Source organism: Nocardia higoensis (assembly GCF_015477835.1).
GTDB lineage: Bacteria > Actinomycetota > Actinomycetes > Mycobacteriales > Mycobacteriaceae > Nocardia > Nocardia higoensis_A.
Genome location: NZ_JADLQN010000001.1, coordinates 2,065,568 through 2,080,281 on the forward strand (window position 1 = coordinate 2,065,568; position 14,714 = coordinate 2,080,281).

Annotated in this window: 12 protein-coding genes; 4 read left to right on the forward strand and 8 right to left on the reverse strand. The window is 69.9% G+C overall.

What is annotated here, in order from left to right:
• Nucleotides 1-67: 67 nt before the first annotated feature.
• The 3 genes from rsmD to IU449_RS09360 form a co-directional block, all read right to left on the reverse strand.
• Nucleotides 68-634 carry a 16S rRNA (guanine(966)-N(2))-methyltransferase RsmD gene (rsmD, locus tag IU449_RS09350; protein WP_195001452.1) on the reverse strand — a complete coding sequence of 189 codons (567 nt, stop codon included), beginning with the start codon at nucleotides 632-634 and terminating at the stop codon, nucleotides 68-70.
• On the reverse strand, nucleotides 634-4,035 hold the full coding sequence (locus tag IU449_RS09355) for a pyruvate carboxylase (RefSeq protein WP_195001453.1): 3,402 nt from the start codon (nucleotides 4,033-4,035) through the stop codon (nucleotides 634-636). The genes rsmD and IU449_RS09355 overlap by 1 nt, the downstream gene beginning before the upstream one ends.
• Nucleotides 4,036-4,462: 427 nt before the next feature.
• Nucleotides 4,463-4,843, reverse strand: coding sequence for a nuclear transport factor 2 family protein (locus IU449_RS09360; protein WP_195001454.1), 381 nt, complete (start codon nucleotides 4,841-4,843; stop codon nucleotides 4,463-4,465).
• A gap of 256 nt (nucleotides 4,844-5,099) precedes the next feature.
• Here IU449_RS09360 and IU449_RS09365 point away from each other — a divergent pair, with 256 nt between their 5' ends.
• A complete protein-coding gene (locus IU449_RS09365; RefSeq protein WP_195001455.1) occupies nucleotides 5,100-6,521 on the forward strand; it encodes a short-chain fatty acyl-CoA regulator family protein in 1,422 nt (473 codons plus the stop codon).
• Between the two features lie 125 nt (nucleotides 6,522-6,646).
• Here IU449_RS09365 and recG read toward each other — a convergent pair whose 3' ends face one another.
• A complete protein-coding gene (gene recG / locus IU449_RS09370) occupies nucleotides 6,647-8,959 on the reverse strand; it encodes an ATP-dependent DNA helicase RecG (protein WP_195001456.1) in 2,313 nt (770 codons plus the stop codon).
• Nucleotides 8,960-8,990: 31 nt separating this feature from the next.
• Nucleotides 8,991-10,748 carry a DAK2 domain-containing protein gene (locus IU449_RS09375; protein ID WP_324188146.1) on the reverse strand — a complete coding sequence of 586 codons (1,758 nt, stop codon included), beginning with the start codon at nucleotides 10,746-10,748 and terminating at the stop codon, nucleotides 8,991-8,993.
• Nucleotides 10,749-11,033: 285 nt separating this feature from the next.
• On the opposite strand from IU449_RS09375, the gene rpmB reads away from it, so the two are divergent.
• The 3 genes from rpmB to IU449_RS09390 all read left to right on the forward strand — a co-directional run bounded on the left by rpmB (nucleotide 11,034) and on the right by IU449_RS09390 (nucleotide 12,611).
• The gene (rpmB, locus tag IU449_RS09380) at nucleotides 11,034-11,225 is read left to right on the forward strand and encodes a 50S ribosomal protein L28 (RefSeq protein ID WP_011210730.1); all 192 of its coding nucleotides are present in this window, start codon (nucleotides 11,034-11,036) and stop codon (nucleotides 11,223-11,225) included.
• An 83-nt stretch (nucleotides 11,226-11,308) separates the two neighbouring features.
• Nucleotides 11,309-11,815: a GNAT family N-acetyltransferase gene (locus tag IU449_RS09385; protein WP_324188147.1), complete on the forward strand. Its 507-nt coding sequence runs from the start codon at nucleotides 11,309-11,311 to the stop codon at nucleotides 11,813-11,815.
• A 10-nt stretch (nucleotides 11,816-11,825) separates the two neighbouring features.
• Nucleotides 11,826-12,611 (forward strand): enoyl-CoA hydratase/isomerase family protein, encoded by a 786-nt coding sequence (locus IU449_RS09390; protein ID WP_195001458.1) that lies wholly within the window; start codon nucleotides 11,826-11,828, stop codon nucleotides 12,609-12,611.
• 45 nt (nucleotides 12,612-12,656) lie between these two features.
• Here IU449_RS09390 and IU449_RS09395 read toward each other — a convergent pair whose 3' ends face one another.
• From IU449_RS09395 to IU449_RS09405, 3 genes are all read right to left on the reverse strand, one after another.
• Nucleotides 12,657-13,541, reverse strand: a complete 885-nt coding sequence (locus IU449_RS09395) for an alpha/beta fold hydrolase (protein WP_195001459.1) — start codon at nucleotides 13,539-13,541, stop codon at nucleotides 12,657-12,659.
• Nucleotides 13,542-13,643: 102 nt separating this feature from the next.
• Complete coding sequence (locus IU449_RS09400) at nucleotides 13,644-13,901, reverse strand: hypothetical protein (protein ID WP_195001460.1); 258 nt, start codon at nucleotides 13,899-13,901, stop codon at nucleotides 13,644-13,646.
• A gap of 118 nt (nucleotides 13,902-14,019) precedes the next feature.
• On the reverse strand, nucleotides 14,020-14,703 hold the full coding sequence (locus tag IU449_RS09405; protein ID WP_195001461.1) for a uracil-DNA glycosylase: 684 nt from the start codon (nucleotides 14,701-14,703) through the stop codon (nucleotides 14,020-14,022).
• Nucleotides 14,704-14,714 lie beyond the last annotated feature (11 nt).

Genomic DNA, 14,714 nt, shown 5'->3' on the forward strand with positions numbered 1-14,714 from the left:
GCGCCCGACGCTATCAGGCGGGCACTGGCGACTCCGCCGGTCCCGCGCCCGGCCGGCCCCGCACCCGTCACTGTCCGTGCGGCTCGAATTCGGCGAACTCCAGCCGCGTCTCCCCGTACCGTCGCGACGGAAGGGGGACGAACGGCTCGGGCCATGAGATCTCGGGACTGCGCGCCGAGCGTTCCACCACGATCAGTGCGCCGTCGGTCAGCCAGCCGCCCGTGGCCAGCTCGGCGACCTCGGCCGCGAGGATGTCGGTATCCAGGTCGTAGGGCGGGTCGGCGAACACCAGATCGAAGGCACCCGCACCACCCTGGGCCAACACCGCGCCCACCGAACCGACCCGCAGTTGCGCGCCTTCGAGCCCGAGTTCGGCGATGTTGGCCCGCACCACCTGCGCGGCCCTGCGGTCGGATTCGACCAGCAGCGCGAACGCGGCGCCGCGCGAGAGTGCTTCGAGGGCGAGCGCACCCGAACCCGCGTAGAGGTCGAGCACCCGCACGCCCGCGAATTCCATCCGCGCGTCCAGCGAGCTGAACAGCGCCTCACGCACCCGGTCCGAGGTGGGCCGGGTACCGGCGGGCGGCACCCGCAACCGGCGGCCGCCCGCGACGCCCGCGACGATCCGCGGCATCAGGCCGAGGGCTCGCGCAGCTCGAGTTCGACCAGCAGGTCACCGCCTTCGACCTGCTGTACCTTCGTGGTCGCGATTCGGGCGACCACACCGCCCCGTGGCGCGGTGATGGCGGCTTCCATCTTCATCGCCTCGATGGTGGCGATGGTGTCGCCGGCGGTGATGATGTCCCCCTCGGTCACGGCCAGGGTCACCACACCGGCGAACGGCGCGGCGACATGGGCGGGGTTGGCCTTGTCGGCCTTCTCCGCGGCCGGCACCTCGCTGGCCACCGACCGGTCACGCACCGCGATCGGGCGCAGTTGACCGTTGAGGATGCACATGACGGTGCGCATACCCTTTTCGTCGGGTTCGGAGATCGCTTCCAGGCCGATCAGCAGCGTCACGCCCTTCTCCAACTGCACGCGATGCTCCTCGCCGCGGCGCAGGCCGTAGAAGAACTGGTTCGCCGACAGGCCCATGGTGTCGCCGTACCTCTCGCGGTGGGCCAGGAACTCGGCGGTCGGGCCGGGGAACAACAGACGGTTCAGCGTCGCCCGGCGCTGCGCCGAGTCCCCGGACAAGGCGGCCTCGTCGGCGGCCGAGAGCGGGGTCTCCGGCTTGGCGGGGCCGCGCCCTTCCAACGCTCGTGAGCGCAGCGGTTCCGGCCAGCCGCCCGCCGGGGTGCCCAGCTCGCCGCGCAGGAAGCCGATCACCGAATCCGGGATGTCGTAGCGGCCGGGGTCGGCGGCGAAATCATCGGCGTTCACACCGGTGCCGACCAGCGCCAGCGCCAGATCACCGACCACCTTGGACGACGGAGTCACCTTCACCAGGCGGCCGAGCATCCGGTCGGCGGCCGCGTACTGCGCCTCCACCTCTTCGAACCGGTCGCCCAGCCCGAGCGCGATGGCCTGCTGACGCAGGTTCGACAACTGGCCGCCCGGGATCTCATGGGTGTACACGCGGCCGGTCGGCGCGGGCAGGCCCGATTCGAACGGGGCGTACACCTTGCGCAGCGCCTCCCAGTACGGCTCCAGGTCGCACACGTTCGACAGATTCAGACCGGTGTCGAACTCGGTGTGCGCGGCCGCGGCCACGATCGCCGACAGCGCGGGCTGGCTGGTCGTGCCCGCCATCGCCGCGCTCGCGCCGTCGACCGCGTCCGCACCGGCCTGCCAGGCCGCCAGGTACGTGGCCAGCTGACCACCGGGAGTGTCGTGGGTGTGCACGTGCACCGGCAGATCGAAATTGCTGCGCAGCGCGGTCACCAGCTTCGCCGCCGCGGGGGCGCGCAGCAGACCGGCCATGTCCTTGATCGCCAGCACGTGCGCACCGGCATCGACGATCTGCTCGGCCAGTTTCAGGTAGTAGTCCAGCGTGTAGAGGTCCTCGGCCGGGTTCATCAGATCGCCGGTGTAGGACAACGCGACCTCAGCGATCGCGGTCCCGGTCTCGCGGACCGCGTCGATGGCCGGACGCATCTGATCGACGTTGTTGAGCGCGTCGAAGATGCGGAAGATGTCGATGCCGGTGGCGGTGGCCTCGGAGACGAACGCCCGGGTCACCTTCTCCGGATACGGCGTGTACCCGACGGTGTTGCGACCGCGCAGCAACATCTGCAGGCAGATATTCGGAATCGCCTCGCGCAGCGCGGCCAACCGCTCCCACGGATCCTCGTACAGGAACCGCAGGCCGACGTCGTAGGTGGCCCCACCCCAGCACTCCACCGACAACAACTCCGGGGTCAGCCGCGCCACATGTCCGGCCACACCCAACAGGCCGTTGGTGCGCACCCGGGTCGCCAGCAACGATTGATGCGCGTCACGGAAGGTCGTATCGGTGACCCCGACAGCCTTCTGCTCGCGCAACGCCCGCGCGAACCCCTCCGGCCCCAGGGTCAGCAACCGCTGCCGCGAGCCGTCCGGCGGCGGCACGCTCAGATCGATGGCGGGCAGCTTGTCGTGGGCGTACACCTGCGTCGGACGCTCGCCGTGCGGCTTGTTGACCGTCACGTCGGCGAGGTACTCGAGGATCTTGGTGCCGCGGTCGGCCGACTGGCGCAAGGTCAGCAACTGCGGGCGTTCGTCGATGAACGAGGTGGTGACCCGGCCCGCCCTGAAGTCCGCGTCGTCGAGCACGGCGAGCAGGAAGGGGATATTGGTCGTGACGCCGCGAATGCGGAACTCCGCCAGCGCGCGCCGGGCCCGCGCCGCGGCGCCGGCCAGATCCCGCCCGCGACAGGTCAACTTGACCAGCATCGAATCGAAGTGGGCGCCGATCTCCGCGCCGAGAGTCGCGCCGCCGTCCAGCCGGATACCTGCCCCGCCCGGCGTTCGGTAGGCCGTGATGCGGCCGGTGTCGGGACGGAACCCGTTGGCCGGGTCCTCAGTGGTGATCCGGCACTGCAACGCCGCGCCGCGGATCGTCACCTTGTCCTGGCTCAACCCCAGATCCGCCAGCGACTCTCCCGCCGCGATCCGCAACTGCGACTGCACCAGGTCCACATCGGTGATCTCCTCGGTCACCGTGTGCTCGACCTGGATCCGCGGGTTCATCTCGATGAACACATGATTGCCGCGCTCGTCGAGCAGGAACTCCACCGTGCCCGCGTTGCAGTAACCGATCTGCCGGGCGAAGGCCACCGCGTCCGCGCAGATCCGCTCACGCAACACCGGATCCAGATTCGGCGCGGGCGCCAACTCGATCACCTTCTGATGCCGCCGCTGCACCGAGCAGTCCCGCTCGAACAGATGCATCACGTTGCCCTGGCCATCGGCCAGGATCTGCACCTCGATATGCCGCGGATTCACCACCGCCTGCTCGAGGAACACCGTCGGATCACCGAACGCCGACTCCGCCTCCCGCGAAGCCGCTTCGATCGACTCCCGCAATTGCGCCGGCTCGGCCACCCGCCGCATACCGCGCCCGCCGCCACCGGCCACCGCCTTGACGAAGATCGGGAACTCCAGCTCCCGCGACGCCTCGAGCAACCACTCCACGTCCGCCGACGGCTCGCTGGACTTCAGCACCGGCAGCCCGGCCGCCTCGGCCGCCGCGATCGCGCGTGCCTTGTTGCCCGCCAGTTCCAGCACCTCGGCGGAGGGGCCGACGAAGGTGATGCCCTCCCGCGCACAGGCCGCCGCCAATTCGGGGTTCTCCGAGAGGAACCCGTAGCCGGGATAGATCGCGTCGGCGCCTGCCGACTTGGCCGCGTCGATGATGGCCTCGATCGACAGATAGGCCCGGACCGGGTGGCCGGTCTCACCGATCTGGTAGGACTCGGCCGCCTTCAGCCGATGTACCGAGTTGCGATCCTCGTGCGGGAAGACCGCGACCGTCCCGATGCCGAGCTCATAAGCCGCCCGGAACGCGCGGATAGCGATCTCGCCACGATTGGCGACCAAGACTTTCGAGAACATTGGCCTACGGTACCCGCCGCCATACCGGCGCTCGACAGGCAAGTCCCGGTTCGCCATCTTCTTCACAACTATGGCTGGCAACGTTGCGAAGACTTGTTCACCGGCCCGTCACATACTCCGGGAGTGTCATTCCTCATCCACAGGTTTGCGAACCTGATGCCAGCGCGGGGAGGTGTAGCTTTCACAGGCTTCGCCGGCGGGCGATGCCGGGCGCGGCCGATGCCTGGGCCGCGCTCCGCTGCCATGACCTGTTCCCCGCCGCCACGTCAGCCTGCACTTCGGATTCTCCACGCGCCACCACTCCTCACAGCTCCACAAGCCGGATCGTGCACCCGCTTGTACTACTTCGACGTACGGACGCGCGGTTCGGTTCCCGACCGTGGCTCGGGAATCTCCGTGAGCGGGAATCCGCGGGAGGGCGGGCTTCTCAGTCGTCGGCGGCGAAAGCGCGGGTCACCGCGGTCATGTCGAAGTAGTCGCGCCAGGCGGTGACGAGGCCGTCGTTCACCTCGAACACGCCCATCACCGGCAACGCGGTGTCGCGTCCGTCCTTGCCCCGCATGGTGTCCGTGCGCTCGTTCATCACCAGCCCACCGGCGACGACCTGGTGATGGATCTCGAAATCGATGGCCTCGAAGGCGGTCAGAAAGCCCGCCACGAACTCCCTGATAGCGGCGCGACCGACCACCGGCTCCATCGGGATGTTGTGGTAGACGGCGTCCTCGGCGAAATAGGCGGCGATCTCGTCGGGGTCGGGCGTGGACCAGCTGCGGCACAGCGCGCGCACGATGTCGTCGGAATCGGTCATGTCCTCGGCTCGCTTTCTCGCGGCAGTGGCGCTCGGCGCCCGTCGGCTGCGATTCAAGCAAACAACGGCCCGTCCCGGCCGGTGTTCGCGCGGATTCCCATCGCGCGCCGGGGGATCCCCCGAGGTTTGCCATCCCGGGCGCACTCTTCACACGGGGGCATCGCCACGCAGAAATCGTTGTGACACAGCGGTTTGCGAATCCTCGCAGGCGACGACCCCGGCGTCCGCCGGATCGGGGAGACTAGGATTTTTCCCTGTGCGCAAGATGTACGCGGGCGCTCGGCTTCGTCGCCTACGCGAGGAACGACGGATGACCCAGGCCGCCTTGGCCAAGTCGCTGGATCTCTCGCCCAGCTATCTCAACCAGCTCGAACGCGATCAGCGACCGCTCACCATCCCGGTTCTGCTCAAGCTCAATTCCACCTTCGACCTGGACGTCCAGTTCTTCGCCGCCGATTCCGACGCCCGGCTGGTCTCGGCCCTGCACGATGTCCTCGTGGACGCGGCGGGCGGCGACAGCGCACCTCTGGCCGAGGTCGAGGAGCTCGCGACCCGCCAGCCCGAGGTCGCCCGCATCCTGGTCGCGATGCACCGGCGGCTGCGCGCGGCCACCGATCAGCTGGACCTGCTCTCCGCGCAGGTCACCACGCCCACCGGCGCGGCGAAGGTACCGATGCCCGCGGAGGACGTGCGCGATTTCCTCTACGACCACCACAATCACATCCCGCAGCTCGATCACCTCGCCGAGCAACTGTTCGACGACTGCGGGCTGAGCATCGGCTCCCTGGACCGGCAGCTGGCCAGGGTCGCCGAGGAGCGCGCGGGCGTGACAGTGCTGGTCCGCGGCGACGGCGCGGACCCGAGCATCCCGAAACGCCACTACGACGAAGCCGGTCGCACGCTCACCCTGGCCCGGCGGCTGCGCCCGGGGCAGCGCGCCTTCCAGATCGCCGCCACGCTGGGTTTCCTGCTCTACGGCGACCACTTCGACACGGTCCTGAACGAGACCCCGTCGCTGTCGGGCGAGTCTCGGGACCTGGCCAGGCTCGCCCTGGGCAACTACTTCGCCGCCGCGCTGGTGCTGCCCTACAGCCGGTTCCTGCGCTCGGCGGAGGAATTGCGCTACGACATCGACCTGCTCGGCCTGCGTTTCGAAGTCGGTTTCGAAACCATCTGCCACCGTTTGAGCACCCTGCAACGCCAGGGTCAGCGCGGTGTGCCGTTCTTCCTGGTCCGTACCGACCGGGCGGGCAATATCTCCAAACGCCAGTCCGCGACGGCCTTCCACTTCGCCCGCGTGGGCGGCAGCTGCCCACTGTGGGTGGTGCACGAGGCCTTCGCCCAGCCCGGCCGCATCCTCACTCAGATCGCCGAGATGCCAGACGGCCGTCGCTACCTGTGGATCGCCCGGACCACCGCCGCCGCACCGCGCGGATTCGACACCGCGACCCGCGATTTCGCCTTGGGCCTCGGCTGCGACATCGAGTACGCCGACCGGCTGGTCTATTCCGCCGGGATGCCCGTGGCCGATCCCTCCGCCGCGGTCCCGATCGGCGCGGGCTGCAAGGTGTGCGAGCGCCCCGCCTGCCCACAACGCGCCTTCCCGCGAATCGGCAGTCCACTGAGTGTCTCCGAGCACACCGTCACCGATCTGCCCTACCCGCGCGCCCTCCCCTGATCGTGTCCGACCACCGGCGGCGCCCGGCATGACCATCGACCGTGGTGACGGCGGCATCGGCACCGACGCAGTCCCCGATGCCCCGCGAGCTGCTCACGCGAGGTGCGGATCACCGCCGGGCGCGGTCAGGACTTGGCGAGATACTCGAGGCGGTCGGTATCGACGGCGGCGTGCATCATGGCAGCGAGGCCGGGATGCGCGGCCAGTCCCGGATCCTCCTCGACCAGCCGACGCGCGAGTTCCTGCGCACTGGTGATGACCTCCAGGTCGTCGACCAGCGAGAGCAGACGCAGTGAACGTGCGGTGCCGGACTGCGCGGAGCCGAGCACATCGCCTTCGCGGCGCTGGCGCAGGTCGAGCACGGCCAGCTCGAATCCGTCGTTGGTCCCGGCGACCGCCTCCAGGCGCGCCATCGCCGAGCCGCCCGGTGCGGCGTCGGTGATCAGCAGACACAGGCCCGGGTGCACGCCGCGCCCGATCCGGCCGCGCAACTGGTGCAACTGGCTGACGCCGAACCGGTCGGCGTCGACGATCACCATCACCGTGGCATTCGGCACGTCCACGCCGACCTCGACGACGGTGGTGCACACCAGCACATCCACCGAACCGTCGTTGAAGGCGCGCATCACCTGGTCCTTCTCGTCGGCGGGCAGACGGCCGTGCAGCAACCCGACCTCGACCGAGGCCAGCGGCCCGGACCGCAGCATCTCGAAGACGTCCACCGCGGCCTGAGTCGGTGGCGGCTCCTTCTCGTCCGCCTCGGCGGCGTTGCCGCGCGCCTTGCCGCCCTTGGCGCCGCCCCCCTTACCCGCGACCTTGCCGTCCTCGTCGTCGCCGATGCGGGAGCACACCACGTACGCCTGGCGCCCCTGGCCGACCTCCTCGAGTATCCGCTCCCACGCGCGCTGCACCCAGTTCGGATGCAGCTTGCGGGGCACCACTTTGGAGCTGATGGGCGAACGGCCGCGTGGCAGTTCGGTAAGCGTGGAGGTCTCCAGATCGCCCAGGGTGGTCATGGCGATCGTGCGCGGGATCGGCGTCGCCGTCATGACCAGCAGGTGCGGGCTGATCCCCGCTTTCGCCTTGGCGCGCAGCGCGTCTCGCTGTTCGACGCCGAAGCGATGCTGTTCGTCGACGATGACCATGCCGAGATCGAAGAACTCCACGTTGTCCTGGATGAGCGCGTGGGTGCCGATCACGATCCCGGTTTCCCCGGTGACCGCCGCGAGCAACGCGGCCTTCTTCGCGCTCGCCGACATCGACCCGGTCACCAGCACCACCCGGGTCGCGTTCTCGGCGGCGCCCAGCTCACCGGCCGAGCCGAGGTCGCCCAGCATCGCGCACAGCGATCGATAGTGCTGGGCGGCAAGCACTTCCGTGGGCGCGAGCAGCGCGCACTGCTGCCCCGCGTCGACCACCTGGAGCATGGCGTGCAGAGCGACGATGGTCTTGCCTGAGCCGACCTCGCCCTGCAACAGCCGGTGCATCGGGTGGGTGCGTTCCAGATCCGCGGAGATCTCGCCGATGACCTTCTGCTGGCCTTCGGTCAGCTGGAAGGGCAGCCGTTCGGCGAACGCGGCGGCGATCCCGTCGGCACGGGGCGGACACGGGCGGGCCGCCCGCCCGGACACCTCGTGCCTGCGCTCGGCCAGTACCAGTTGCAGCGCCAGCGCCTCGTCGAAACGCAGCCGCTCGCGGGCCTTTTCGATATCGGCGCGATGCTCGGGCAGGTGGATCAGCCGCAGCGCGTCGGAGACCGGCAGCAACTCGCGTTCGTCCCGGATCTGCTGTGGCAGCGGATCGTCGATCGGGTCGAGCTGTTCGAGCACCTGCCGCACACAGGCGAGCAGATCCCAGCTCTGCACCTTCGCGGTGGCCGGATACACCGGGATGAACTCCCGCTCGAGGAACGAGACATCCACTCCGCCCGCGCCTTTCGCGCTCTCGGCCAGCCCGCGCAGATCGCCGCCGCCGCGTACCCGCGTGATCGGCGCGAGATCGGTCGACGCCGGGTCGTCGCCGGCCTCCGGCAGGATCAGATAGCCGGGGTGGTTCAGGCTCCAGCTACCGGGACGCCAGTAGCTCACATTGCCCGACATCATCGCGCGAAGTCCTTGCTTCACGACGTATTTCACCTTGTCGCCGTTGAAGAAGGTGACGTCGACCGGACGTCCGGAGCCGGTGTCGAGCTGCACTTTCAACAGGGAGCCGCGGCGGTTGCGCATCGGGCGCAGGTCGGCTTTGACGATCCGGCCGATCACCGTGATGTGGGTGCCGTCCTCGGGGGCCTCCTCGGTGAGCGGCTGTCCCTGGGTGGCGTAGCGCAGCGGGTAGTGGCGCAGCAGGTCCTCGACGGTGGTCATGTCGAATGCCTCGGACAGCGAATCGGCCGCCTTCGCTCCGAGGATGTGGTCGAGCCGGTCGCTCAGGGTCGCCATGTGTTCGTCCTCACCTCTGCCTGCCCCGCGTTCATTCCACCCCGATCTGCACCAGATCCCCGCGCTGACCACCCGCGTACACCGCGATCTCCACTCCGGGGAAGCCGCGCGCGATGTGCTCGCCCAGGGCGTCGGCCAACGCGGGGTCGGCGTCGGCGCCCATCAACAGAGTCACCAGCTCACCGCCGAGACCGAGCATCCGGTCCAGCAGTATCCGGCCCGCGCCGAGTACCTCGCGATCGATGACGACCACATCGTGCCCGACCAACCCCAGGCCGTCACCGGGCCCGCAGGTGCCCACCATCGTCAGCGCCCGATGCTGGGCGCGACGTACCGATCCCCACCGGGTCGCCGCCGCGGCCTCCGACATGGCGAAACCGTCGTCGACGGCGATGCGGGCGCGATCGTGCACCGCGAGCGCCGCCAGCCCCTGCACCATCGACCCGCTCGGCAGCAGCAGCACGTCGCGGTGCGCGTCACGGGCGGCGACTCCGACAGCCACCAGTTCGTGCGCGGGCAGCGCGCCGTTGGGCAGCACGAGGACTTCGCGGTGCGGCAGGGTACGTATCGCGCTGAGCAGGCTCGCCGAGGTGACCGGATGCTGATCGAGCACCACCGCGCCCGCTTGCTCGAACAACGCGGCCGCGCCCACTCCCGTCGCGACCGCCAGCACCGCCCGATCGGCGGGCGCCCCCTCGGAGCGCGCCGCCGTCCCGATGCCCGGTAGACGGCCCGGCCGATGCCCGGTGCCGTGGGCGTTCTCGGCGAAACTCTCGATCCTGATGCGGCTGAGCGTGCCCGCCGCCAGACCCGCTTCCACCGCGGCCCCCGCGTCGGCGCAGTGCACGTGCGCCGACCAGATCTGCGCGCCGTCTCCGACGACCGCCACCGAATCGCCGAGTTCCCCGAGCGCCGCACGCAGTCTGTCGATCCGTCGAGGGTCGGTGTCACCGATCAGATACATCACTTCGAACGCGGGCTCGGCGGCCGCGGTCGTGGGGTACTCGCATTCCGGACGGGTCGGCTCCACCACCAGGCGGGCGTATTCGGGGCGTGCCGGGAGTTCCCCGAGTGTCACCGCCACCAGGGCGTCGAGCAGCACCAGCAGCCCTCGCGCGCCCGCGTCCACCACCCCGGCATCGCGCAGCACCCCCAGTTGCGAGGGCGTCTCCCCCAGTGCTTCGGCCGCGCCCTCCGCCGCGGCGACGGCGACGTCGGCGACGGTCACCGGCCCCGCCGGATCCGCTGTCGCGAGGTCGCCGCCGCCCGCCGACGTGATCGAGGCGCGCTCTCCCGCGCCGACCATCGCACGGTCGTAACAGGCGCGGGCGGCGGCGGCCGCACGGTCGAGCACCGTGAGGATGGTGCCCTCGACAGGGGCGCTCAAGCAGGCCCGCACCAGCGTCGCCGAGCGGGACAGCGCGTCGGTGAGCGCCCCTGCGGTGAGTGGGCCGTATCTACCCGCGTCGGCGAGTCCGCGCAACAGTTGCGAGAGGATGATGCCCGAATTGCCGCGTGCGCCGACCGTCGCGCCACGGGCCATCGCGGCGGCCACCTCCCCGACGGACGGTTCGGCGGCGGACTCCCCCGCGCGAGCCTGCGCCGCCTGGACGGCCGCGCGCATGGTGGACAGCAGATTGGTGCCGGTGTCGGCGTCCGGGATCGGGAAGACATTCAGGGAGTTGATCTCCGCCCGGCGCTCGGCCAGGCCCTCGAGGCAGAGCCGGCCCCAGTGCAGCAGCGCAGCGCTGTCGATCGTCTCCCGCTCGCCGGGCACGGTCCACCTCACTCCCTCACACCGCCGCTCACCACCGCCGCTCGCCAGGTTAGCGGCAGCGGCCGACGGCCGAGGCCGCAGCGGGGCCCGTGCCCCCGGTTTGGTCGTTCGGGGAAGCTGCGGTTACGCTTGCGGGGTTGCCACGCCGCACGTCACTCCCACGGGGTCGCTGTTTCTCGCCGGGTTGCCGCGCGCCGCACGCCGACATCAGTCGGCACAGGCACATCACGACATTGTTTCCGGACATGCCGCCTGTCAGGGTAGCTGTCCCCACAGAACATGAAGGAGTTCGCGACTATGGCTGCCGTCTGCGACGTCTGCGCCAAGGGCCCCGGCTTCGGGAAGTCGGTCTCGCACTCGCACCGGCGTACCAACCGTCGTTGGAACCCGAATATCCAGACCGTGCGTGCCCAGGTCGCGCCGGGCAACACCCGCCGCATGAACGTGTGCACCTCCTGCCTCAAGGCGGGCAAGGTCGTTCGCGGCTGAGCCCAGCGCGATACCGCACACGCCCCGGCGCCCTGATGGGTGATCCGGGGCGTTGCCGTTCCCAGCCGATACGAGCATGGCGCGTGGTTCCCGCCGCGCCCGAACACGCCCGCGGCATCGCCGAGTGCCATATCGAGTCCTGGCGCGAGGCATACCGCTCTCTGGTGCCCGCACCGCTGCTCGCCGCCTTCGACATCGATCGCCGCGCGGCCGCGGTGGCCCGGCATCTCGATCCGGCCACCGGGGAGACCGCCGAACGCACCTACGTGGCGTCGGCAGGCGAGGAGGTGATCGGGTTCGTCACGGTCACCGTGCCCGGCGACATCGACCCGGGCTACGCCGAACTCGACGCGCTGTACGTGCGGGAAGCCTGGTACGGCACGGGAGTCGCCGACGATCTCGTGCGCACCGCACTCGACCCCGCCGTCCCGTGCCGCCTGTGGGTCTTCGCCGACGCTCCGCGCGCCCTGGCGTTCTACCGGCGCCACGGCTGGCGCGCCGACGGCGCCATCAAGTTCGAGGAATTCACCGCCCTGACGCAGCTGCGCATGTCCCGGACCCGGCAGCCGGAGCGGAATCGGTCCGGTTAGGGTGGCGATCATGACGACCAGCGAGACTGTCGAATACGTCACCAGCACCGAGGGTGTCCTGCGGATCACCATCGCCACCGCCGCGCACGGCACCTCCATGGACTTCGCCGGAATCGACGCGGGCACCACGGCTCTGCGGGAACGCGATTCCTCCGTCGGCGCGGTGCTGCTCACCGGCACGGGCGCGAACTTCTGTGCCGGTGGCGACGTACGCGGCTTCGCGGCCGCCCCGGAGCGCGGCGCGCACATCCGGGACCTGGCCACCAGGCTGCACGACTTCGTCCGCGCACTCGACGCCACCACCGTGCCGATCGTCGCGGGCGTACAGGGCTGGGCGGCGGGTGCGGGCATGAGTCTGGTGCTGGCCGCGGATGTGGCGCTCGGCACCTCCTCGACCAAGTTCCGGCCCGCCTACCCCGGTATCGGGCTGAGCCCGGACGGCGGGATGTCCTGGAACCTGCCGCGCGTGGTCGGACTCGGCCGAGCGCGCGAGATCCTGCTCACCGACGCGGTGATCGGCGCCGAGGAAGCCGTGCGACTGGGCATCCTCAGCAGGCTGGTCGACGAGGGCGTCGATGTACGCGAGGCGGCCTTCGATCTCGCCCGGTCGCTGGCGAACGGACCCCGCTCCACCCACGCGAGCATCAAAGCCCTGCTGCGCGACTCGCTGACCACCCCGCTCGATGCTCAGCTCGACCGGGAGACCGACGCGATCGCGACCGCCGCCGACAGTCCGACAGGCCGGGAGGGCGTCGACGCCTTCGTTCAGAAGCGCGCGCCCGACTACACATCCTGATCGGCGCGGGCCGGGCGGCGAGGCCGCCCCGGACGACTGCTCCGCTCAGCGAACCGACGCGCGCACGAATTCCGCGACCGCGTCGGTGAAGGCGTCGTTGTCGTCTCCGGCGGCGGTATGCGCGGCATTGCCGATTTCCACCACGTCGGCGTGCGGCACCTGCTCGAGGAATTCCTCGACCGCCTCGGCGCTGACCACATCGGACATCCTGCCGCGCACCAGCATCACCGGGATGGTCAGGGCTCGCGCCGCGGGCTCGAGCACCCTGGCCATGCCCTCGGTGTCGGCGTCATCGGTGCCACGACCGGCGATCATGTCCGGATCCCAGTGCCAGTACCAGCGACCGTCACGGTGACGAAGATTGCGCAGCAGCCCGTCGTTGCTGGTCGGTCGCGGCCGGTGCGGCATATACGCGGAGACGGCGTCGGCCGCCTGCTCGACGGTGTCGAAACCGTCGCGATGCTTGCCGAGGAAGTTCAGCACCCGCTCCACACCCTGGGACTCGGGCCTGGTCACGATGTCGACCAGGACGAGCGCGTGGATGCCCGCGCCACGGGGATGGGAGGTGGCCAGCAGCCCGGTGATGCCACCCATGCTCGCGCCGACGATCACCGCGCCGTGTTCGGCGGTGGCGCCCAGTTGGTCGAGCACCTCGACGAGATCCTCCACCAGGACCGCACGAGAGTAGTCGCGGTCGGGAGCCCACTGGCTGTCGCCGTGGCCGCGAGCGTCGAGGGTGACCACGCGCAGGCCGTCGGCGGCCAGGACCGCGCCGGTCTGCTTCCAGGAGTGCCTGGTCTGACCGCCTCCGTGCAGGAACACGACGAGCGGTCCGTCCTCTGGTCCGAACTGGTCGGCGGCCAGTTCGATCCCGCCCTTGCCACGCAACCGCAGCGGCTTCGGCTCGACGAGATACTTCGCATTACTCACGATCCGAGGATCGCATACCGACAGTGCTTTCTCACAGTGCCCCCGACGCGAACGCGGGCCGGTGACACTGTCACCGGCCCGCGAGATAGGTGTTTCAGCTGGTCAGCAATCCAGCGGCATGGCGCTGAGGGTGCGCTGGAGGGTGCAGGCGATCTTCGCGTTCACCGCGGAGGAGATGGTGGAGGTGCCGGTCGAGGTGAATTCCTCCGCCACGGGAGCGGATTCGACCACCGGCTCCGTGTAGGGCTGCAGCGGCAGCGGCTCGGCGTTCGCAGCGGACGCGCCCCCCGCCAGTGCGCCTGCCAGCGCCAGGGTCGTCAGGGTGCCGCGCAGTCCCGCGCGAACGGTCGTGTGGTGCATGGTGTAGCTCCTCGGTGAATCGTTGCGTGCGATATAACAGGCCCCGGATTCGCCCGGGGCACAGCGGTGGGGATCAGAGGGTACGAACTCACGGACCGGAGCACCGCGGGCCGCGGGCTCAGGGCAGCCGCCAGTCGACAGGGTCGGCACCGAGTTCGTCGAGTAGTTCGTTGACCCGGGAGAACGGCCGCGAACCGAAGAAGCCGCGCGAGGCCGACAGCGGCGAGGGGTGCGCCGACTCGATGTAGGGCACCTCGGCCTCGGTCAGCAGTGGCCGCAGCGTGCCCGCGTCGCGGCCCCACAGGATCGCGACCAGCGGTTCGTCCCTGGCCACCAGCGCGCGGATGGCCTGCTCGGTGACCGCTTCCCAGCCCTTGCCTCGATGGGAGGCGGCCTGGCCGGGAGCGACGGTGAGTACCCGGTTCAGCAGCAGTACGCCTTGATCCGACCAACGGCTCAGGTCCCCGTTGGAGGGGGTGGGATGACCGAGATCCTTGTGCAGTTCGGTGAAGATGTTGACCAGGCTGCGTGGAATCGGCGAAACATCCGGCGCCACCGAGAAACTCAGGCCCATGGCGTGTCCCGGCGTCGGGTACGGGTCCTGGCCGACGATCAACACCCGCACATCGCGGAAGGGACGCTGGAACGCGCGAAGGACGTTCTCCCCCGCGGGCAGGTATCCGCGTCCGGCGGCATTCTCCGCCCGGAGGAATTCACCCATGGCCGTGATCCGATCGGCCACCGGTTCGAGCGCCTGCGCCCAGCCCGGATCGATGATTTCCGACAATGGTTTCGAGCCCATGACCGCACAAC

Coding starts and splice junctions, on each gene's coding strand:
- rsmD (WP_195001452.1), bottom strand. CDS start 634: ATGCCGCGGATCGTCGCGGGCGTCGCGGGCGGCCGCCGGTTGCGGGTG.
- IU449_RS09355 (WP_195001453.1), bottom strand. CDS start 4,035: ATGTTCTCGAAAGTCTTGGTCGCCAATCGTGGCGAGATCGCTATCCGC.
- IU449_RS09360 (WP_195001454.1), bottom strand. CDS start 4,843: ATGACCGATTCCGACGACATCGTGCGCGCGCTGTGCCGCAGCTGGTCC.
- recG (WP_195001456.1), bottom strand. CDS start 8,959: ATGGCGACCCTGAGCGACCGGCTCGACCACATCCTCGGAGCGAAGGCG.
- rpmB (WP_011210730.1), top strand. CDS start 11,034: ATGGCTGCCGTCTGCGACGTCTGCGCCAAGGGCCCCGGCTTCGGGAAG.
- IU449_RS09390 (WP_195001458.1), top strand. CDS start 11,826: ATGACGACCAGCGAGACTGTCGAATACGTCACCAGCACCGAGGGTGTC.
- IU449_RS09400 (WP_195001460.1), bottom strand. CDS start 13,901: ATGCACCACACGACCGTTCGCGCGGGACTGCGCGGCACCCTGACGACC.
- IU449_RS09405 (WP_195001461.1), bottom strand. CDS start 14,703: ATGGGCTCGAAACCATTGTCGGAAATCATCGATCCGGGCTGGGCGCAG.